General features: G+C 37.8%; 17 protein-coding genes and 1 tRNA gene. 16 read left to right on the top strand and 2 right to left on the bottom strand.

Translation table 11 applies throughout. The annotated features are described in order from the left end of the window. The first annotated feature begins 240 nt into the window (after window positions 1–240). Window positions 241–314, top strand: a tRNA-Arg gene (locus AX663_RS05595). Between the two features lie 25 nt (window positions 315–339). Here the strand turns inward: AX663_RS05595 and AX663_RS05590 are convergent. Together AX663_RS05590 and rlmH are read right to left on the bottom strand one after the other, a co-directional pair. Next, entirely contained in the window at window positions 340–1023 is a 684-nt protein-coding gene (locus AX663_RS05590; protein WP_060972963.1) for a YoaK family protein, read from the bottom strand. A gap of 16 nt (window positions 1024–1039) precedes the next feature. Continuing rightward, window positions 1040–1519, bottom strand: a complete 480-nt coding sequence (gene rlmH, locus AX663_RS05585) for a 23S rRNA (pseudouridine(1915)-N(3))-methyltransferase RlmH (protein ID WP_037598563.1) — start codon at window positions 1517–1519, stop codon at window positions 1040–1042. Between the two features lie 205 nt (window positions 1520–1724). On the opposite strand from rlmH, the gene AX663_RS05580 reads away from it, so the two are divergent. The 15 genes from AX663_RS05580 (at window position 1725) to ftsH (ending at window position 18520) form a co-directional block, all read left to right on the top strand. Beyond that, a complete protein-coding gene (locus AX663_RS05580) occupies window positions 1725–2960 on the top strand; it encodes a S1C family serine protease (protein WP_002892211.1) in 1236 nt (411 codons plus the stop codon). Window positions 2961–3025: 65 nt separating this feature from the next. Further along, window positions 3026–3793 (top strand): ParB/RepB/Spo0J family partition protein, encoded by a 768-nt coding sequence (locus tag AX663_RS05575; RefSeq protein ID WP_060972962.1) that lies wholly within the window; start codon window positions 3026–3028, stop codon window positions 3791–3793. A gap of 238 nt (window positions 3794–4031) precedes the next feature. After that, on the top strand, window positions 4032–5396 hold the full coding sequence (dnaA, locus tag AX663_RS05570) for a chromosomal replication initiator protein DnaA (protein ID WP_060972961.1): 1365 nt from the start codon (window positions 4032–4034) through the stop codon (window positions 5394–5396). Between the two features lie 155 nt (window positions 5397–5551). Then, the gene (gene dnaN / locus AX663_RS05565) at window positions 5552–6688 is read left to right on the top strand and encodes a DNA polymerase III subunit beta (protein WP_002883965.1); all 1137 of its coding nucleotides are present in this window, start codon (window positions 5552–5554) and stop codon (window positions 6686–6688) included. Window positions 6689–6739: 51 nt separating this feature from the next. Further along, complete coding sequence (locus AX663_RS05560; protein ID WP_037599384.1) at window positions 6740–6931, top strand: DUF951 domain-containing protein; 192 nt, start codon at window positions 6740–6742, stop codon at window positions 6929–6931. 209 nt (window positions 6932–7140) lie between these two features. Then, a complete protein-coding gene (ychF, locus tag AX663_RS05555) occupies window positions 7141–8256 on the top strand; it encodes a redox-regulated ATPase YchF (RefSeq protein WP_060972960.1) in 1116 nt (371 codons plus the stop codon). Between the two features lie 71 nt (window positions 8257–8327). After that, complete coding sequence (gene pth / locus AX663_RS05550) at window positions 8328–8897, top strand: aminoacyl-tRNA hydrolase (protein ID WP_060972959.1); 570 nt, start codon at window positions 8328–8330, stop codon at window positions 8895–8897. Next, complete coding sequence (mfd, locus tag AX663_RS05545) at window positions 8890–12396, top strand: transcription-repair coupling factor (RefSeq protein WP_060972958.1); 3507 nt, start codon at window positions 8890–8892, stop codon at window positions 12394–12396. Before pth ends, mfd begins: the two co-directional genes overlap by 8 nt. A 185-nt stretch (window positions 12397–12581) precedes the next feature. Beyond that, the gene (locus AX663_RS05540) at window positions 12582–12857 is read left to right on the top strand and encodes an RNA-binding S4 domain-containing protein (RefSeq protein WP_002883975.1); all 276 of its coding nucleotides are present in this window, start codon (window positions 12582–12584) and stop codon (window positions 12855–12857) included. After that, complete coding sequence (locus AX663_RS05535) at window positions 12841–13212, top strand: FtsB family cell division protein (protein WP_002886276.1); 372 nt, start codon at window positions 12841–12843, stop codon at window positions 13210–13212. The genes AX663_RS05540 and AX663_RS05535 overlap by 17 nt, the downstream gene beginning before the upstream one ends. Further along, complete coding sequence (locus tag AX663_RS05530) at window positions 13212–13343, top strand: SP_0009 family protein (protein WP_002883955.1); 132 nt, start codon at window positions 13212–13214, stop codon at window positions 13341–13343. The genes AX663_RS05535 and AX663_RS05530 overlap by 1 nt, the downstream gene beginning before the upstream one ends. Then, on the top strand, window positions 13340–14632 hold the full coding sequence (locus AX663_RS05525; protein ID WP_060972957.1) for a serine hydrolase: 1293 nt from the start codon (window positions 13340–13342) through the stop codon (window positions 14630–14632). The genes AX663_RS05530 and AX663_RS05525 overlap by 4 nt, the downstream gene beginning before the upstream one ends. Further along, on the top strand, window positions 14632–15897 hold the full coding sequence (gene tilS, locus AX663_RS05520) for a tRNA lysidine(34) synthetase TilS (RefSeq protein ID WP_060972956.1): 1266 nt from the start codon (window positions 14632–14634) through the stop codon (window positions 15895–15897). The genes AX663_RS05525 and tilS overlap by 1 nt, the downstream gene beginning before the upstream one ends. 81 nt (window positions 15898–15978) lie before the next feature. After that, the gene (gene hpt / locus AX663_RS05515) at window positions 15979–16521 is read left to right on the top strand and encodes a hypoxanthine phosphoribosyltransferase (RefSeq protein WP_060972955.1); all 543 of its coding nucleotides are present in this window, start codon (window positions 15979–15981) and stop codon (window positions 16519–16521) included. 19 nt (window positions 16522–16540) lie between these two features. Further along, complete coding sequence (ftsH, locus tag AX663_RS05510; protein ID WP_060972954.1) at window positions 16541–18520, top strand: ATP-dependent zinc metalloprotease FtsH; 1980 nt, start codon at window positions 16541–16543, stop codon at window positions 18518–18520. The last annotated feature ends 280 nt before the right edge of the window (window positions 18521–18800 follow it).

Here is an 18800-nt window from a genome sequence, read left to right as displayed (position 1 = left end):
AACCCGTGTTACCGCCGTGAAAAGGCGGTGTCTTAACCCCTTGACCAACGGACCAAGTTCTGAGATTTTTATCTCGTTAATACTCTTATTATTATATCAGAGTATTCGATTTTGTCTATACTTTTTTTCAAAAAAAATATTAAATTTTGCTAAATTTATTCGAATTTTACGTTAGTTTTTATCTTGCTTTTACAAAGTATTGACATGTTGCTATATATTTTGTAAACTAATAGAGTTATTGGTCCCATAGCTCAGCTGGATAGAGCATTCGCCTTCTAAGCGAACGGTCGCAGGTTCGAATCCTGCTGGGATCAGATAAAAAAACGCAATCTAGAATCTCTAGTTGCGTTTTTCTTTTGCCTCGATAAATAAGAAATAATTTAAAACAAACAAGGGAAGCAAAGTCGTATATAGGCTGTATTCATGTAAATATTGAGCAAACCAAGTTGAGGCTGCGACTCCTACCATAAATGTAAAGATGATAACAGTTGTATAAGAAGCTTGTTTAAGCACTTTGGCATCACCCTCGTCAATAGCCCTAGCAATGGTTAAAGAAGTATTAGTAATATTACCAGTCATCATAAAGGAAGCATAATTTACACCTCTGACTCGCTTAAAAATACCTACTTGAAGAGAGGCGAAGAATGCCAAGCCTGCAATCGTAATAGTAGAATCAACGTATGGTGTAATAATTGCAAGAATAGTCATCAAGAGAAGGGCAAGTCTAATCGCTTGCAAATGCCATCCCCACTTATGGTTAATGAGCCACTTCTTAACAAAAAAAACAAAAAACTGACCTAAAACAAAGAAAAAAATAGGTATTACATAGCTAAAAGCTCTTGCAATATGCCCCTCAACAAGGTGAATGACCAAATAGAGGAGATTGCCTGTCTGGATACTTGCAAATCGACCGTCTTGAGTATTGTAAGTATAGGCATCAATGAAGCCTCCTATATAACTAACTAGAGTTGCTACTCGTAATCCTTCAAAAACACGATAGGAGCGTTTTTTCATTCTGAACATGTCTGTTTCCTTTTTTCTACTTATGATAAGGACTTCCCTGCTGAATCATGAATGCACGATAAATTTGTTCTACTAATACAAGGCGCATAAGCTGATGAGGGAATGTTAAGAGACCAAAACTCATCAATCGATTAGCTCTCTTTTTTACTGTTGGAGAGAGTCCCAAACTGCCCCCTATAATAAAAGTAATATCTGAATAGCCTCTAAGGGTCACTTGCTCTAACTCTTTAGCAAATTGTTCCGAGGGAAATTGTTTTCCTTCAATAGCTAAGGCAATGACATAATCACGATCACCTACTTTAGCCAAGATACGCTGTCCTTCTTTGTCTAGGATAGCTTTATTTTCAGCTTCACTTGCATTATCTGGCGTCTTTTCATCCGTTAATTCTATAGATTCAAATTTTGTGAAGCGTCCTAGTCGTTTGACATACTCCGCAATGCCATCTTTCAAATATTTTTCTTTCAGTTTTCCAACGGTAATCAATTTAACTTTCATAGGCTTATTATAGCACATATCCACAATCTTTTAACACCTTATCCACACCTTTTTCGTGTCAAGCATCTATAGTTATCCTTATAAAATCGCTTTTTATCTACACTTTTTGAAACTTATCCACAGACTGTTGATAACTGTTTTTTAAAATCACTTTATGATATAATTAAGCTTACTTTGATATGTTTATCAAAAAGGAGGACTAAACGTGAAAAAATTTAACTGGAAAAAAATAGTAGCGCCAATTGCAATGCTTGTTATTGGCTTACTAGGTGGTCTACTAGGTGCCTTTATCCTATTAACAGCAGCAGGGGTATCTTTTACCAATACAACAGATACAGGTGTTAAAACAGCTAAGACCGTATACAACAATACAACAGATACAACTAAGGCCGTTAAGAAAGTACAAAATGCCGTTGTTTCTGTCATCAATTACCAAGAAGGCTCATCTTCAGATTCCCTAAATGAACTTTATGGTCGTATTTTTGGTGGAGATGATAGTTCTGATTCTAGCCAAGACAAATCAAAAGATTCTGATGGATTGCAAGTCGCTGGTGAAGGTTCCGGTGTTATCTATAAAAAAGATGGGAAAGAGGCCTACATCGTAACCAACAACCACGTTGTTGATGGTGCTAAAAAACTTGAAATCATGCTTTCAGATGGATCAAAAATTACTGGTGAACTCGTTGGTAAAGATACTTACTCTGACCTAGCAGTTGTCAAAGTTTCTTCAGATAAAATAAAAACCGTCGCAGAATTTGCAGATTCAAACTCCCTCACAGTTGGTGAAAAGGCAATTGCTATCGGTAGCCCACTTGGTACCGAATACGCCAACTCAGTAACAGAGGGAATCGTATCTAGCCTTAGCCGTACCGTAACTATGCAAAACGACAATGGTGAAACTGTCTCAACAAATGCTATCCAAACAGATGCTGCCATTAACCCTGGTAACTCTGGTGGTGCCTTAGTCAATATTGAAGGACAAGTTATCGGTATTAACTCAAGTAAGATTTCATCAACGTCAGCAGTCGCTGGTAGTGCCGTTGAAGGTATGGGATTCGCCATTCCATCAAACGATGTTGTCGAAATCATTAATCAATTGGAAAAAGACGGTAAAGTTACACGCCCAGCCCTAGGAATCTCAATGGCCGATCTTAATAGCCTTTCTAGCAGTGCAACTTCTAAATTAGATTTACCAGATGAAGTTAAATCTGGAGTTGTTGTCGGTAGCGTTCAAAAAGGTATGCCAGCTGATGGTAAACTTCAAGAAAATGATGTTATTACTGAAATTGACGGTAAGGAAATCAGCTCAAAAACTGATATTCAAACCAATCTTTACAGCCATAGTATCGGAGATACAATCAAGGTAACCTTCTATCGTGGTAAAGAGAAGAAAACTGAAGAACTTAAATTAACAAAATCTACAGAAGACTTATCTGACTAAGTCATTGACAAATCTGTCAAAAGACCTTTACAATAATGTAAAGGTCTTTTTTGGAAAGGAATAACATGCAAGAACAACTCAAAGCTTTATCTATTAGTGAAATCTACCCAAATCCTTTTCAACCTCGTATAGAATTCTCTGATGAAGAATTAGCAGAACTGAGCCAATCAATCGCTGAAAATGGACTGATACAGCCAATCATTGTCCGAAAATCGGACATTATTGGTTATGAACTAATTGCTGGGGAAAGACGTTTACGTGCCTGTAAACGTCTGGGAATGACAGAAATCCCTGCAGTCGTAAAGGAAGTCTCAGATCAAGAGAGTCGTAAACAAGCTATTATTGAAAATTTACAACGCTCGAATCTCAATCCTATTGAAGAAGCAAAGGCCTATCGTAGTTTAATTAATGAGTTAGCTTACAGTCACGAGGAACTGGCAAAAGCTATGGGGAAATCCAGGCCCTATATCAGTAACGCTCTCAGACTCCTCCAACTTCCCAAAGAGATACAGACAAGTATCGAAAATGGCAAACTGAGTCAAGGACATGCTAGAGCGCTTTTATCTGTTGAGGATACCCAAAAGCAATTAACTATCTATCATCAGGTGCTTACTGAAAAATGGTCCGTTCGTACTCTGGAAAAAAGACTTCAAGAACTTCCTAAAAAACAAAAATCAAAAAAAGATATTCACATAAAGGATAAAGAAAAAGAACTAGAAAAATCACTTGGTCTCCCCGTTACTCTTCGTTATCACAAAAATCACTCTGGAACTATTCAGATCCACTTTTCGACGGAAGAAGATTTTAACAGAATTATCAACAAGCTAATTTGACCTGTGAATTGATGAGAAAAAAGAAACAAACTTATCCACATCATAAAAATGTTGCTCTCCCTTTATTTTAGAGGGTTTCTTTTTTTATTCACAACTTGTGGATAACTCTTGTGCACAATGTGAATTGTCTTTTTCCATCTGTGGATAACTAGAGAAACTTTTATCTTCTGACCTGTGGAAAACTTTTTTGTTTTATGATAGAATCAGAGAACAAGAATAAAGAAGGAGAATTGATGGAATGACCGAAAAAGAGCATTTTTTTTGGAATAAGCTCTTAGAGCTGGCCAAAGAGGAACTAACACAAGCCACTTTTGATTATTATGTCCTAGATACCAAGCTCATCAAAGTTCAAAATAACGTTGCTACAATTCTGCTTGAAGAAGTCAAAAAGCTATTCTGGGAAAAGAATATGCAATCTTTCATTTTGATGGCTGGTTTTGAAGCCTATAATAGTGAAATAAAAGTTGAGTACGTCTTTGACGAAGCACTCATAAACGAGGCAAATCCAACTGTAGCAAATAATAACTTTGGTAATAAAAAGGAACAGCAGACCCCTGCTCTTCCTACATTGGACTCAGACTTAAATAGTAAGTATACCTTTGATAATTTTATCCAAGGGGATGAAAATCGTTGGTCAGTTGCTGCATCTTTAGCTGTAGCTGATTCACCAGGAGCTACTTATAACCCTCTATTTATTTACGGAGGACCTGGTCTCGGGAAAACTCACTTGCTCAATGCCATTGGAAACAAGGTCTTACATGATAATCCTCAAGCACGCATTAAATACATCACTGCAGAGAATTTCATTAATGAATTTGTTGTACATATCCGTTTAGATAAAATGGACGAACTAAAACTTAAATATCGTCATCTGGACGTTCTCTTAATTGACGATATTCAATCATTGGCTAAAAAATCAACGCAAGCCACTCAAGAGGAATTCTTCAATACTTTCAATGTCCTTCACAATAATAATAAACAAATTGTCCTGACTAGCGACCGTAATCCAGATCAATTGAACGAGATGGAAGAGCGTCTTGTCACGCGCTTTAAATGGGGGTTAACCGTCAATATCACACCACCTGACTTTGAAACGCGAGTGGCCATTCTTACTAATAAGATTATGGACTATGATTATCATTTTCCTCCTGAAACAATTGAGTATTTAGCTGGCCAATTTGATTCAAATGTCCGTGACTTGGAGGGGGCCTTAAAAGATATTAGCTTAGTTGCCAATGTTCGCCAGTTAGATACTATCACAGTTGAGGTAGCTGCTGAAGCTATTCGTGCACGTAAAATGGATGGTCCTAAGTTAACTCTTATTCCGATTGAGGATATCCAAACTGAGGTAGGGAAATTTTATAATGTCACTGTAAAAGAAATTAAGGCAACTAAACGAACACAAAATATTGTCTTGGCACGTCAGGTAGCCATGTATCTTGCGCGTGAAATGACTGATAACTCCCTTCCAAAAATTGGAAAAGAATTTGGCGGAAGAGACCACTCAACTGTCTTACACGCATACAATAAAATCAAAAATATGATTGCCCAAGATGACAGTTTACGCATTGAAATTGATACCATCAAAAACAAGATAAAATGACACTTGTGGATAACTATTAAAAATCATTCAAACTTTTCCACAGGCTGTGCACAAGTTCAAAGCCTTGATAAAACTATGTTTTGTAGACTTATGCACAGTGTCCACAAGACCTACTACTACTACTAAAATAATACTAATAAAAATAAAGGAGCATCATGATTCAATTTGCGATTAATAAAGCTTATTTCTTACAAGCACTTCATACGACTCGCCGTGCTATTTCTTCTAAAAATGCTATCCCAATTCTATCGACGATTAAAATCGAAGTTACCAGTGATGGTATCTATTTGACAGGATCAAATGGACAAATCTCAATTGAAAATAGTATCTCAGTTTCGGAAGAAAATGCAGGTCTATTAATTACACAGCCAGGTAGTATCCTTTTGGAAGCAAACTTTTTCATTAATGTTGTCTCAAGCTTGCCTGATGTTACCCTTACTTTTGAAGAAATCGAACAATACCAAGTTTTACTAAAGAGTGGTAAATCAGAGATTACTTTAAAAGGGAAAGATGTTGAACAATATCCCCGTATTCAGGAAGTTGATAGCTTGACACCATTACTCATGGACACAAAAGTTTTAAAATCTATCATTGCTGAAACTTCATTTGCAGCAAGCACACAAGAAAGTCGTCCAATTTTAACCGGAGTTCATTTTGTTCTTTCAAATCATAAAGATCTAAAAGCTGTAGCAACTGACTCTCACCGAATGAGCCAACGTCAACTTGTTCTGGAGCATTCTGCAGATAACTTTGATGTTGTAATCCCAAGTCGCTCACTTAAAGAATTGTCAGCAGTCTTTAGCGATGATATTGAAAACTTAGAGGTCTTCTTCTCAGCAAATCAAATTCTATTCCGTAGTGAAACAATTTCTTTCTATACACGTTTACTTGAAGGAAATTATCCAGACACTAATCGTCTCTTGTCCGATTCATTTGAAACAGAAGTTGTTTTTGAGACAGCTAGCCTTCGTTCTGCTATGGAACGTTCATATTTGATTTCTAATGCTAGTCAAAGTGGTACCGTTAAACTCGAAATCATTAATGGTAGTGTCAGTGCCCATGTTAATTCGCCAGAAGTCGGAAAGGTGAATGAGGATATTGACGTGCAAGATGTTTCAGGTAGTGATTTGGTCATTAGTTTCAATCCAACCTACCTAATAGATGCTTTGAAAGCTCTTAAGAGTGAGACTGTCCGTGTACGTTTCATTTCACCAGTACGTCCATTTACATTGACGCCAGCAGATGACAGTGAGAATTTTATTCAATTGATTACACCTGTAAGAACAAACTAAAATCGAAAAAGTTATCCACTGTGGATAACTTTTTTACTAGAAAGGGAGTTTATGTACCAAATTGGAAGTTTAGTTGAAATGAAAAAACCACATGCTTGTACTATCAAAGCAACAGGAAAAAAAGCTAATGAATGGGAAGTAATCCGTCTTGGAGCTGACATTAAGATTCGTTGTACGAATTGTGATCATGTGGTCATGATGAGTCGTCATGATTTCGAGAAGAAACTTAAGAAGGTTTTATAACAGATGTTGGAGAAACTATATAACGAGAGTTTTATGTTCAGAAAATCAGTTCACTAGCAATATAAAAACTTTCTATAGTTCATAATCATCTTTTTTATAGCATTCTTTGCCTTGCTTTCCTTTTTCTGGTTCTCAAAGGGAAGTTGCCTATTTTTAACAATTTTTGTGTTATAATTAACTGAATTACTTTTTTATGGAGAAATAAATTAATGGCTTTAACAGCAGGTATCGTTGGTTTGCCAAACGTTGGTAAATCAACTCTTTTCAATGCAATTACAAAAGCGGGTGCGGAAGCTGCTAACTATCCTTTCGCAACAATTGATCCAAACGTCGGTATGGTTGAGGTACCGGATGAGCGTTTGACGAAACTGACTGAACTTATTACCCCTAAAAAGACAGTTCCAACCACATTTGAGTTCACAGATATTGCGGGTATCGTAAAAGGAGCATCAAAGGGTGAAGGTCTTGGAAATAAGTTCTTGGCGAACATTCGTGAAGTAGATGCGATTGTCCATGTCGTTCGTGCTTTCGATGATGAAAACGTTATGCGTGAACAAGGGCGTGAGGATGCCTTTGTAGATCCGATGGCTGATATTGATACAATCAATCTAGAATTGATTTTGGCTGACCTTGAATCAATTAACAAACGTTATGCGCGTGTCGAAAAAATTGCACGTACACAAAAAGATAAAGATTCTTTAGCAGAGTTTAATATTCTTCAAAAGATTAAACCCGTTCTAGAAGATGGTAAGTCTGCACGTACGATTGATTTTACTGAGGAAGAGCAAAAAATTGTTAAGGGACTCTTCCTCTTAACAACAAAACCAGTACTTTATGTGGCTAATGTTGATGAAGACCAAGTCGCAAATCCTGATGATATTGATTATGTCAAACAAATTCGCGAGTTTGCAGCGACTGAAAATGCAGAAGTAGTTGTTATCTCGGCACGTGTTGAGGAAGAAATTTCTGAATTGGATGATGAAGACAAAGAAATGTTCTTGGAAGACCTTGGTTTGACAGAATCAGGAGTTGATAAACTGACACGCGCAGCCTATCACTTGCTTGGTCTTGGAACTTACTTTACTGCTGGTGAGAAAGAAGTACGTGCTTGGACCTTTAAACGCGGTATCAAGGCACCACAGGCAGCCGGAATTATCCACTCTGACTTCGAGAAAGGCTTTATCCGTGCCGTAACCATGTCTTACGATGATCTCATTAAATATGGTTCTGAGAAAGCTGTTAAGGAAGCTGGTCGCCTTCGTGAAGAAGGAAAAGAATACGTTGTCCAAGATGGCGACATCATGGAATTCCGTTTCAACGTTTAGAAAATAAAAATAGTGCACAAGGCTGAAAAGTATTTTTCAGTCCTTTTGCTGTTTATCAAAGAGGAGAAATAATGACAAAATTAGTAGTTGGCTTGGGAAATCCTGGTTCAAAATACCATGAGACACGTCACAATGTTGGTTTTATGGCTATTGACCTAATGGCTAAGGAACTGGGATTAACTTTTTCTGAAGAAAGGACCTTTAAGGCTGAAGTGGCTTCGACCTTTTTAAACGGTGAGAAGGTTTATTTTGTGAAACCAACAACCTTTATGAATCTATCAGGTCTAGCTGTTAGAGCATTACTAGCTTATTACAATATTCCCATGGAGGATTTTATCGTCATTTACGATGACTTAGATATGGAAGTTGGGAAATTGCGCTTTCGTCAAAAAGGTTCAGCGGGTGGTCATAATGGTATTAAATCTATCATTGCTGAAACTGGCACTCAAGAATTTGACCGTATAAAAATTGGTATTGGCCGCCCACAGAAAGGAATGACGGTCGTTAATCATGTCCTTGGAAAATTTAGTGAAGACGACTATGCCACAATTTTACTGACTTTAGACAAGGTGGAGGCAGCCCTCAATCATTACCTGAAAACCAATGATTTCGAAGATACTATGAGGCGTTATAATGGCTAATACTCTATTAGATCTTTTTGAGAAGAATCATCAATTGCTTGAGTGGCGTGATAAAGTAACCCTATTGAGTAGGCAGTTGGTCATGGGATTTTCTGGTTCCAGCAAGGCAGTTGTCATGGCATCCGCTCTTTCTGAGCAAGTTCCTAAGATTTTAATCGTTACTTCAACACAAAATGAAGCTGAGCAACTGACAGGAGATTTGTCAGCTATCTTAGGAGAGGATAAGGTTTATTCTTTTTTTGCAGATGATGTAGTAGCTGCAGAGTTTATCTTCGCTTCTCCAGAAAAGACCCATTCTCGTCTTGAAAGTCTTAATTTTTTAATGGATAAAGAGGCCAGTGGGGTTTTGGTCACGAGTTTAGTTGGTACTAAGTTACATTTGCCTAACCCTAAGGTTTATAAAGACTCTCGCATTGACTTAACACCAGGGGAGGAACATGATTTAGAGGCTCTCAGTAAGCATCTGACTCATATTGGATACCAAAGAGTAGAACAGGTTCTCTCACCTGGTGAGTTTAGTCGGAGGGGCGATATTTTAGATATTTATGAACTGACTTCAGAGCTCCCCTACCGTTTAGAATTTTTTGGAGACGAGATTGATGGCATTCGTCAGTTTGATAGCGATAGTCAGAAATCTTTAGACAATTTAGAGCATGTTATCGTATCACCAGCAGATGATATTATCTTAACAAGAGAGGATTACCAGCGTGCTGAGAAGGCCCTAGAAAGTGCGGTCTCGAAGGCAGAAGGTCCTCATAAGGCTTACCTTGAGGAAGTTCTGTCGGTTACGATTGATGGATACCGTCATAAAGATTTACGTAAGTTTTTGTCTCTCTTTTATGATAAGGCTTATACCTTATTTGACTACCTTCCCAAAGGAACTCCTGTATTCATTGATGATTTTCAAAAGATAGTGGACCGCCATGGACGTCTTGAATTGGAGGTGGCTAATCTTTTAACTGAGGATCTTCACCAAGGCAAGTCTCTGAGTCATCTAAATTACTTAGTGGATTCATTTAAGACTTTACGTAACTATCAGCCAGCTAGTTTCTTTTCGAATTTTCATAAGGGCTTGGGAAATCTTAAATTTGATAAGTTGTATCAATTTACGCAATACCCAATGCAGGAGTTCTTTAACCAGTTTCCACTTCTAGTTGATGAAATACATCGCTATACCAAGAATAAGGCTACAGTTATTTTACAAGTGGGGTCTGAAAAGCAACTCAAATCTTTGAAGGAAACCTTGGAAGAATATGATTTAGATTTACCACTTAGTAGTTTTGGAAATTTGATTCCTCATAAGCCTCAATTAGTTCTAGGAAACTTATCCAATGGTTTTTACTTTGCTGATGAAAAGCTTGTTCTGGTCACTGAACGTGAGATTTTCCATAAAAAAGTAAAACGTCGTGCGCGTGCCAGTCACGTTTCCAATGCTGAGCGTCTAAAAGATTACAATGAGCTTGAAAAAGGTGATTATGTTGTACACCAGACTCATGGTATCGGACAATTTAAAGGTATTGAGACTATTGAGATTAAAGGGGTGCATCGTGACTACTTGACCATCCAATATCAGGATGCTGCAACAATTTCTCTACCTGTTGAGCAGATTGAGAGTCTCTCTAAGTATGTGTCAGCGGACGGGAAAGAGCCTAAAATTAATAAACTCAATGATGGGCGTTTCCAAAAGACTAAACAAAAAGTAAGTAAGCAAGTAGAGGATATTGCTGATGATCTCTTAAAACTTTACGCTGAGCGTAGTCAACTTAAAGGTTTTGCTTTTTCACCAGATGATGATAATCAAAGAGATTTCGAAGATGATTTCGCCTATGCTGAGACAGAGGATCAATTGCGTTCTATCAAGGAAATTAAGGCAGACATGGAGTCAGACAAACCCATGGATCGTCTCTTGGTTGGTGATGTTGGTTTTGGTAAGACAGAGGTAGCTATGCGTGCCGCCTTCAAGGCAGTCAATGATGGAAAGCAAGTTGCTATCTTAGTTCCTACAACGGTTCTTGCCCATCAGCACTATTTGAATTTTAAAGAGCGTTTTGAAAATCATGCCGTTGAAGTAGATGAACTCAGTCGTTTTAGAAGTAAAAAAGAGCAGAATGAGACTATTGAAAATCTAGCTAAAGGGCGTATTGATATTATTATTGGTACCCACCGCCTACTGTCTAAAGATGTTAAGTTTTCTGACTTAGGCTTGCTAGTAATTGATGAAGAACAACGTTTTGGCGTGAAGCATAAAGAGAAACTTAAGGAGTTGAAAGCTAAGGTTGATGTCCTTACTCTAACTGCGACACCTATTCCTCGTACGCTTCATATGTCTATGTTAGGTATTCGTGATTTGTCGATTATTGAGACAGCACCTACCAACCGTTATCCAGTTCAAACTTATGTTATGGAAACCAATCCTGGTCTTATTCGAGAAGCGATATTAAGAGAGATGGACCGAGGTGGTCAGATTTTTTATGTTTATAATCGTGTTGAAACCATTGATCAAAAAGTTTCTGAATTACATGAGCTAGTCTCTGAAGCACGTATCGGATTTGTTCATGGTCAGATGAGTGAGGTTATGTTGGAGAATACCCTCTTGGATTTCTTGAATGGTGATTACGATGTATTGGTAGCAACGACCATTATCGAGACAGGGATTGATATCTCCAACGTTAATACTCTCTTCATTGAGAATGCAGATCATATGGGCTTATCTACCCTTTATCAGTTGAGAGGTCGTGTGGGACGTAGTAATCGAATTGCTTACGCCTATCTCATGTATCGTCCTGACAAAGTGTTGACGGAGGTCTCTGAGAAGCGATTGGATGCTATTAAAGGCTTTACAGAGCTGGGATCAGGTTTCAAAATTGCCATGCGTGATTTATCAATTCGTGGTGCAGGGAACATTCTTGGTGCTTCTCAAAGTGGTTTCATCGACTCAGTCGGGTTTGAGATGTACTCGCAACTCTTGGAAGAGGCTATTAATAAACGTCAAGGTAAAACTCAAGTTCGACGTAAAGGAAATGCAGAGTTCAATCTTCAGATTGATGCTTATCTCCCTTCTGACTATATTTCTGACGAGCGCCAAAAAATTGAAATTTATAAGCGTATTCGAGAAATTGAGAATCAGAAAGATTATCAAGACCTTCAAGATGAGCTTATTGACCGCTTTGGAGAATATCCAGACCAAGTTGCCTATCTCATTGAGATTGGTCTGGTTAAGGCCTATTTGGATGCTGCCTTTGCAGAATTAGTTGAGCGTAAGAACGATACTATCACTGTTCGTTTCGAAAAAGCCTCTCTCAAATTCTTCTTGACTCAAGATTATTTCGAAGCCATCTCTAAAACGCATTTAAAAGCAAAAATCAGTGATAACCAGGGGAAAGTAGAGATTACTTTTGATGTTCGTAACAAGAAAGACTATGAAATTCTTGAAGAATTAAAGATTTTTGGTCAGAAATTTATGGAAATCAAAGAACGTAAAGAAAAAAAAGAAGCTTAAGGAAAGTTTAAGTAAGTCTCTCTATACTATAAAACATCCTAAAACTTTTCTTTTTCATAAATCTCCTGAGAGGGTCGACTAGTGTCGATCCTCTTATTTTTGTACTTGAAAAGGCTTTAGTCCCCTATTTTCTCAAAAAAATGCTATCATAGAAGAGATATCCTAACGAAAAGGAAACAGTAACATTGAGATTAGACAAATATTTAAAAGTATCACGAATTATCAAACGCCGTCCAGTTGCTAAAGAAGTGGCTGATAAAGGGCGTATAAAAGTAAATGGTGTACTCGCTAAGTCATCTACAGATTTAAAAATTGGTGACCAAGTGGAAGTTCGTTTTGGAAATAAACTCTTGACTGTCCGTGTTCTAGAAATGAAAGATAGTACGAAAAAAGAAGATGCGGCAAAAATGTACGAGATTATAAGTGAAACAAGGATTGAAGCAGATGAGCAAGAAGCCTAATATTGTACAGCTTACGAACGATTACATTGATAATGCCAATCAAGAGCAACGATTAGAGCGTGCCGAACATGAGCAAAGGAATCGCTTTATGGGGTGGATTCTCTTTGTGGTTGTTTTACTCTTCATCTTGCCAACCTACAATCTGGTTGAGACCTATATGAATATCAAGCAGCAAGAGAAGGAAGTTTTGTCGCTTCAGAAAGACTATGATAAATTGTCAGATCAGACAAAGGAACGAAAGGATTTGGCTAAGAAACTTAAGGATGATGCTTTCGCCGAGAAATATGCGCGTGCTAAGTACTATTATTCACGTGAAGGGGAGTCTATCTATCCTGTACCAAGCTTATTACCCTAATGAAAGATTTACTAAAAACTGTAGAAACTTTTTTAACCTATTCAGAAGCCAAGTTAGAGGAACTATCAGAAAAAAATCAGCAACTTAAAACGGAATTACCGAGGAAAGAGGAGGTGAAGAAACAAGCATGAAAAAGCTCTTAATAGCTGCAACTGTTGTGCTTGTATCTTCTAGCCCTCTAGTCCTACTTCCTATGGAGAAGGAGCTAACTCTGACCCCAAAACAGGTCCAAAAATTAACTCAAAATACTACAGCTAGTTTGACTCAATTTAAACAGATTCCTAAAAATCCAAGAACGATAACAAATATCCTAACTTATAAGAACAAGGAATTAACCGAATTTAAAACCAGTATCCAAGCGGATACCAAACTATCGATTTCTGCTATTTTTTGGAATGCAAAAGGTGAACCTGTTTTCCAACTTCAAGATGGTGATTATGTAGCCGCTAGTCAGAAATCAATTGTGGATGATAGTATCTATAATCAAAAACCAGTAGATATGACCTTCTGGACTAAAGATGGTTTAACGGTATACAAAGAACCTTACGTGTTAGGAACCGAAAAAGCTGACTCTAAACTCGCTAGTTTCAAACCTATTAAGGTTAGCCAAGCAGCTCAGACGCATGCAGGGACCTACTATTTGGTAGACGGAGAGGGGTGGATTAACGCTTCTGATTTGTCAACGACTGATAATCGCATCGAGTCTGTTCAAAAAGTCCTTAATGAGAAGTATAACAATCAAGAGCGCATTTCAGTTTATGTTAAACAGCTTGATACGAACCGAGTAGCTGCTATCAATGACGAAAAAAGCATGTATGCAGCTAGCGTAGCGAAGCTTGGTGTACTCTACTATGCACAGGAACGTCTGTCTCAAGAGAAATTAGCATTATCAGATGAGTATCAATATACCTCTGCTGTGAATGGTTTTCCAGGTGCTTATGATCCAGATGGTTCTGGAAAGATTAGTAAGATGCCTGATGATAAAAATTATAGCTTAGAAAATCTGTTGAAGGCTGTAGCCCAAAACTCAGATAATGTAGCGACAAATATATTAGGTTATTATGTAGCCAATCAGTATGATAAAGCCTTCCAAAAATCAGTAGATAAAGCCGCAGCGACCTCGTGGAATATGGATAAAAAGGAGTTGACTGCTAGAGCCGCAGGTACTTTGATGGAGGCTGTTTATAGACAAAATGGAGATATTATCAATTATCTTTCAAGCACGGACTATGATGGCGAACGTATTTCCAAAAACATTGATGTCCCTGTTGCACATAAAATAGGGGATGCCTACGACTTTAAACATGATGTCGCTATTGTTTATGCAGATTCTCCCTTTATTTTATCGATTTTTACGGATAAAGAAGGCTATGACAAAATCACCTCAATTGCAGATGATGTTTATGGAATTTTGAAATAATGACACAAAAATTGTTGCAAATGATGCAAGCCAAGGGTTATTTTAACCGGCACAAGAAAATTTTAGTAGCAGTATCAGGTGGAGCAGACTCTATGAGTTTGCTGCACTTTTTGTATAACCATCAAAAAGATTTGGATATTCAGTTGGGGATTGCTCACGTTAATCATAAACAACGACAAGAGTCGGAGCATGAAGAAGCGTATTTACGCCATTGGGCAGAGGAACATAAGGTCCCTTTTCACTATAGTGCATTCTCAGGAAAGTTTTCAGAAAATGCTGCCCGTACCTTTCGCTATGAGTTTTTTAAGCAGGTCATGAAAGCTTATGATTACTCTGCTCTTGTAACAGCCCATCATGCAGATGATCAGGCAGAGACAATTTTTATGAGACTATTGAGAGGAAGTCGTTTAAGACACCTGACAGGAATTTCAGCTATCAGACCATTTGGCACTGGTCAGATTATTCGTCCCTTTTTGCATCTTACGAAAGCTCAGCTTCCCGTAACTTTCCATTTTGAGGATAGGAGTAATACTTCACTAGCCTACCTTCGGAATCGCATCAGACTGTCCTATCTTCCTACTTTATCTCAGGAAAATCCTAAAATTAAGGAGCACCTTTGTCTTTTAGCCGAGGAGATTGGTCTTATGGAGCAAGCTCTAGGAGAGTTAACAAAGGATATTAGTATCACTGATTTATCTGTTTTTCAGCAACAGTCAGATGCTGTCCAGCTCTTTCTTCTTCAGAATTATTTAGACTCCTTTCCTGATTTACAGCTTTCTAAAGGCCAATTTAATCAATTGATAAGTTATCTAAGGAAAAACGCTTCAGGAAAGATGCCCCTAAAAAATGGTTATGAACTAGTAAAAACACAGACATATTTCTTGATAAGGAAAGAAGCGTCTATTTCTTTATCGCCTCCTTGTCTCTTAGAATTTGGAAAATCTGTTGAGTTTGAGGCTTATACCTTGACTTTTTCAGAATTCAATGACGTTTCTAACACAGATGCTATTAGTATTTGGTCAGATGCCCCAATAGTGATTCGTCATAGAAAAGAAGGCGATAAGATTGACCTTGGTAGTCACCATAAAAAATTAAGACGACTGTTTATAGACAATAAGATTTTAGAGAAGGATCGTCAAAAAGCCATTGTAGGAGAACAAGATGGTCATATTATTTTTCTTTATGTTGCTGGGCGTCTCTATTTGAAAAAAAGACCTGAAAATGCTATACTTTATGGCACTGTAGTCATTTATAGGAATTTCTAATCAAATACCATGTTCAAATAACGATGATTGAAGTAAAAGTGGTATAATAACAGAATATTGACTTCGAGAAAGGGAACCCAAATGTTAGAAAAAGACATTAAAAAAGTCCTCTTTTCCCAAGAGGATATCGTAGCTAAAACTAAAGAACTAGGACAACAACTGACAGAGGATTATGCGGAGAAAAATCCTCTTCTAGTCTGTGTTTTGAAAGGTGCTGTTCCATTTATGGCAGAACTTATCAAACATATCGACACCCATATTGAGATGGACTTTATGGTCGTTTCAAGTTATGGTGGCGGAACTGTCAGCAGTGGTGAAGTAAAGATTCTTAAAGATGTTGACACTAATGTTGAAGGACGAGACATCATCTTTATTGAAGATATCATTGATACAGGTCGTACGCTCCTTTATCTTCGAGATATGTTCAAGTACCGTAAAGCCAATTCAGTCAAAATCGCAACTCTTTTTGATAAACCAGAGGGTCGTGTTGTTGATATTGAGGCAGATTACGTATGTTATGATGTCCCTAATGAATTTATCGTTGGTTTCGGACTAGACTATGATGAAAAATACCGTAACCTCCCTTATGTCGGTGTCCTAAAAGAAGAAATTTATACAAAATAAGTAAAGGTCTAATTAATTTATGAATAATAAAAATAATAATGGCTTCTTACGGAACGCTTTTCTCTACATCATAGTTATTATTGCGGTTGTAACCGGAGTACAATACTTTGCAGGAGGAAGCCAAAGCCCAAGTCAACAATTGTCTTACACACAGTTGGTTAAGAAAATTGAAGATGGTAAGGTAAAATCTATCACTTATCAGCCAGACGGTAGTATCATTGAAGTTAAAGGTAGCTACAAAAAGGCTGAGAAGGTTGATACTGACCTTAGTCTACCATTTTTAGGTGGTGCATCATCAGAGACACGTAGCTTTACGTCAACTGTGCTTCAGAATGAAACAACCATGCAGGCATTGCAATCAGCATCAGAAGCAGCTGATGTTAATGTTAAAATGATACGTGAAAGTTCAAGTGGTGCTTGGATTTCATATCTTTTTAGTTACCTACCTTTGATTGGGATTGCTATTTTCTTCCTTTTCATGATGAATCAAGGCGGTAACCGTGGTGCTATGAATTTTGGCCGCAACCGTGCTAAGACTCAATCAAAAGAGAATATTAAAGTTCGTTTCACAGATGTGGCTGGTGCGGAAGAAGAAAAAGAAGAACTTGTAGAAGTCGTAGATTTCCTCAAAAATCCACGTAAATATAAAGCACTTGGTGCACGTATCCCTAAGGGTGTTCTCCTTGAAGGCCCTCCAGGGACAGGTAAAACACTGCTTGCTAAAGCTGTTGCTGGTGAAGCAGATGTTCCTTTCTTTAGTATCTCAGGTTCTGATTTCGTAGAGATGTTTGTCGGTGTCGGAGCAAGTCGTGTTCGTAGTCTTTTTGAAGACGCTAAGAAGGCCGAACGTGCTATTATCTTTATTGATGAAATCGATGCGGTTGGCCGTCGTCGTGGTACTGGAATGGGCGGCGGTAACGACGAACGTGAACAAACCCTTAACCAACTGTTGATAGAAATGGATGGTTTTGATGGAAATGAGAATATCATTGTCATTGCTGCAACCAACCGCAGTGATGTTCTTGATCCAGCCCTCCTACGTCCAGGACGTTTTGACCGTAAAGTTCTTGTTGGTCGCCCAGATGTAAAAGGCCGAGAAGCTATCTTGAAAGTCCATGCCAAGAATAAACCATTGGCTGAAGATGTTGACCTTAAAGTTGTTGCTCAACAAACTCCAGGTTTTGTTGGAGCTGACTTAGAGAATGTCTTGAATGAAGCAGCCCTAGTTGCTGCACGACGTAGTAAGACTAGAATTGATGCTAGTGATATCGACGAAGCAGAGGATCGTGTTATTGCTGGACCATCTAAGAAAGACCGCCAAGTTTCAGAACACGAACGTAAAGTTGTGGCTTACCATGAAGCAGGACATACAATTGTTGGTTTAACACTTTCTAGCGCTCGTGATGTTCACAAGGTTACTATTGTTCCACGAGGTCGCGCAGGTGGTTATATGATTTCTCTACCAAAAGAGGATCAGATGTTGTCATCTAAAGATGAGCTAAAAGAACAATTGGCAGGACTTATGGGTGGACGTGTTGCAGAAGAAATTATTTTCAACGTTCAAACCTCAGGCGCTTCAAATGACTTTGAGCAAGCAACACAGTTAGCACGTGCAATGGTTACTGAATATGGTATGAGCGAAAAACTTGGACCAGTCCAATATGAAGGTAATCATGCGATGAATCCAGGACAATTTACGACAGATAAGTCTTACTCAGCTCATACAGCTCAACTTATTGACGAAGAAATTCGATCACTTTTAGTTGAGGCACATGACAAAGCAGCTGAAATTATCAATGCAAACCGAGAAACACATGCTCTCATTGCAGAAGCTTTGCTTAAGTATGAAACACTTGATGCTGCACAAATCAAGTCGATTTTTGAGACTGGTAAGATGCCGGAGGATTCTCTTGGAGATTCAGAAGAAGATAACCATGCCCTATCTTACGACGAAGTCAAAGAAAGAATTGAAAATAAAAATAAAGATGAAGAAGAGTAAGGAGTTTTACTCTTCTTTTTTTAGATAAATCGAGAGAAGAATTACTATTAAAAAGTATTATAAAAAAAGAAAATTAAAATCAACACAAGTTATTGACAAGACAGGTCAGAGATGATATTATAAATAAGCTGTTTCGCGAGAGACAGCCAACACGAGAAGTGAAAAAAACTTCAAAAAAAGTGTTGACAAGTTATTCTGGATTTGCTAGAATATAGGAGTTGTCTCAAGAGAGACAAAGACCTTTGAGAACTGAATAAGAAACCAAGTGCAGGGTTATGAT

This window comes from Streptococcus sp. CCH8-H5 (assembly GCF_001556505.1).
Lineage (GTDB): Bacteria > Bacillota > Bacilli > Lactobacillales > Streptococcaceae > Streptococcus.
The sequence above is the reverse complement of the archived record's forward strand: the minus strand, read 5'-3'. Positions and strand labels throughout refer to the sequence as shown.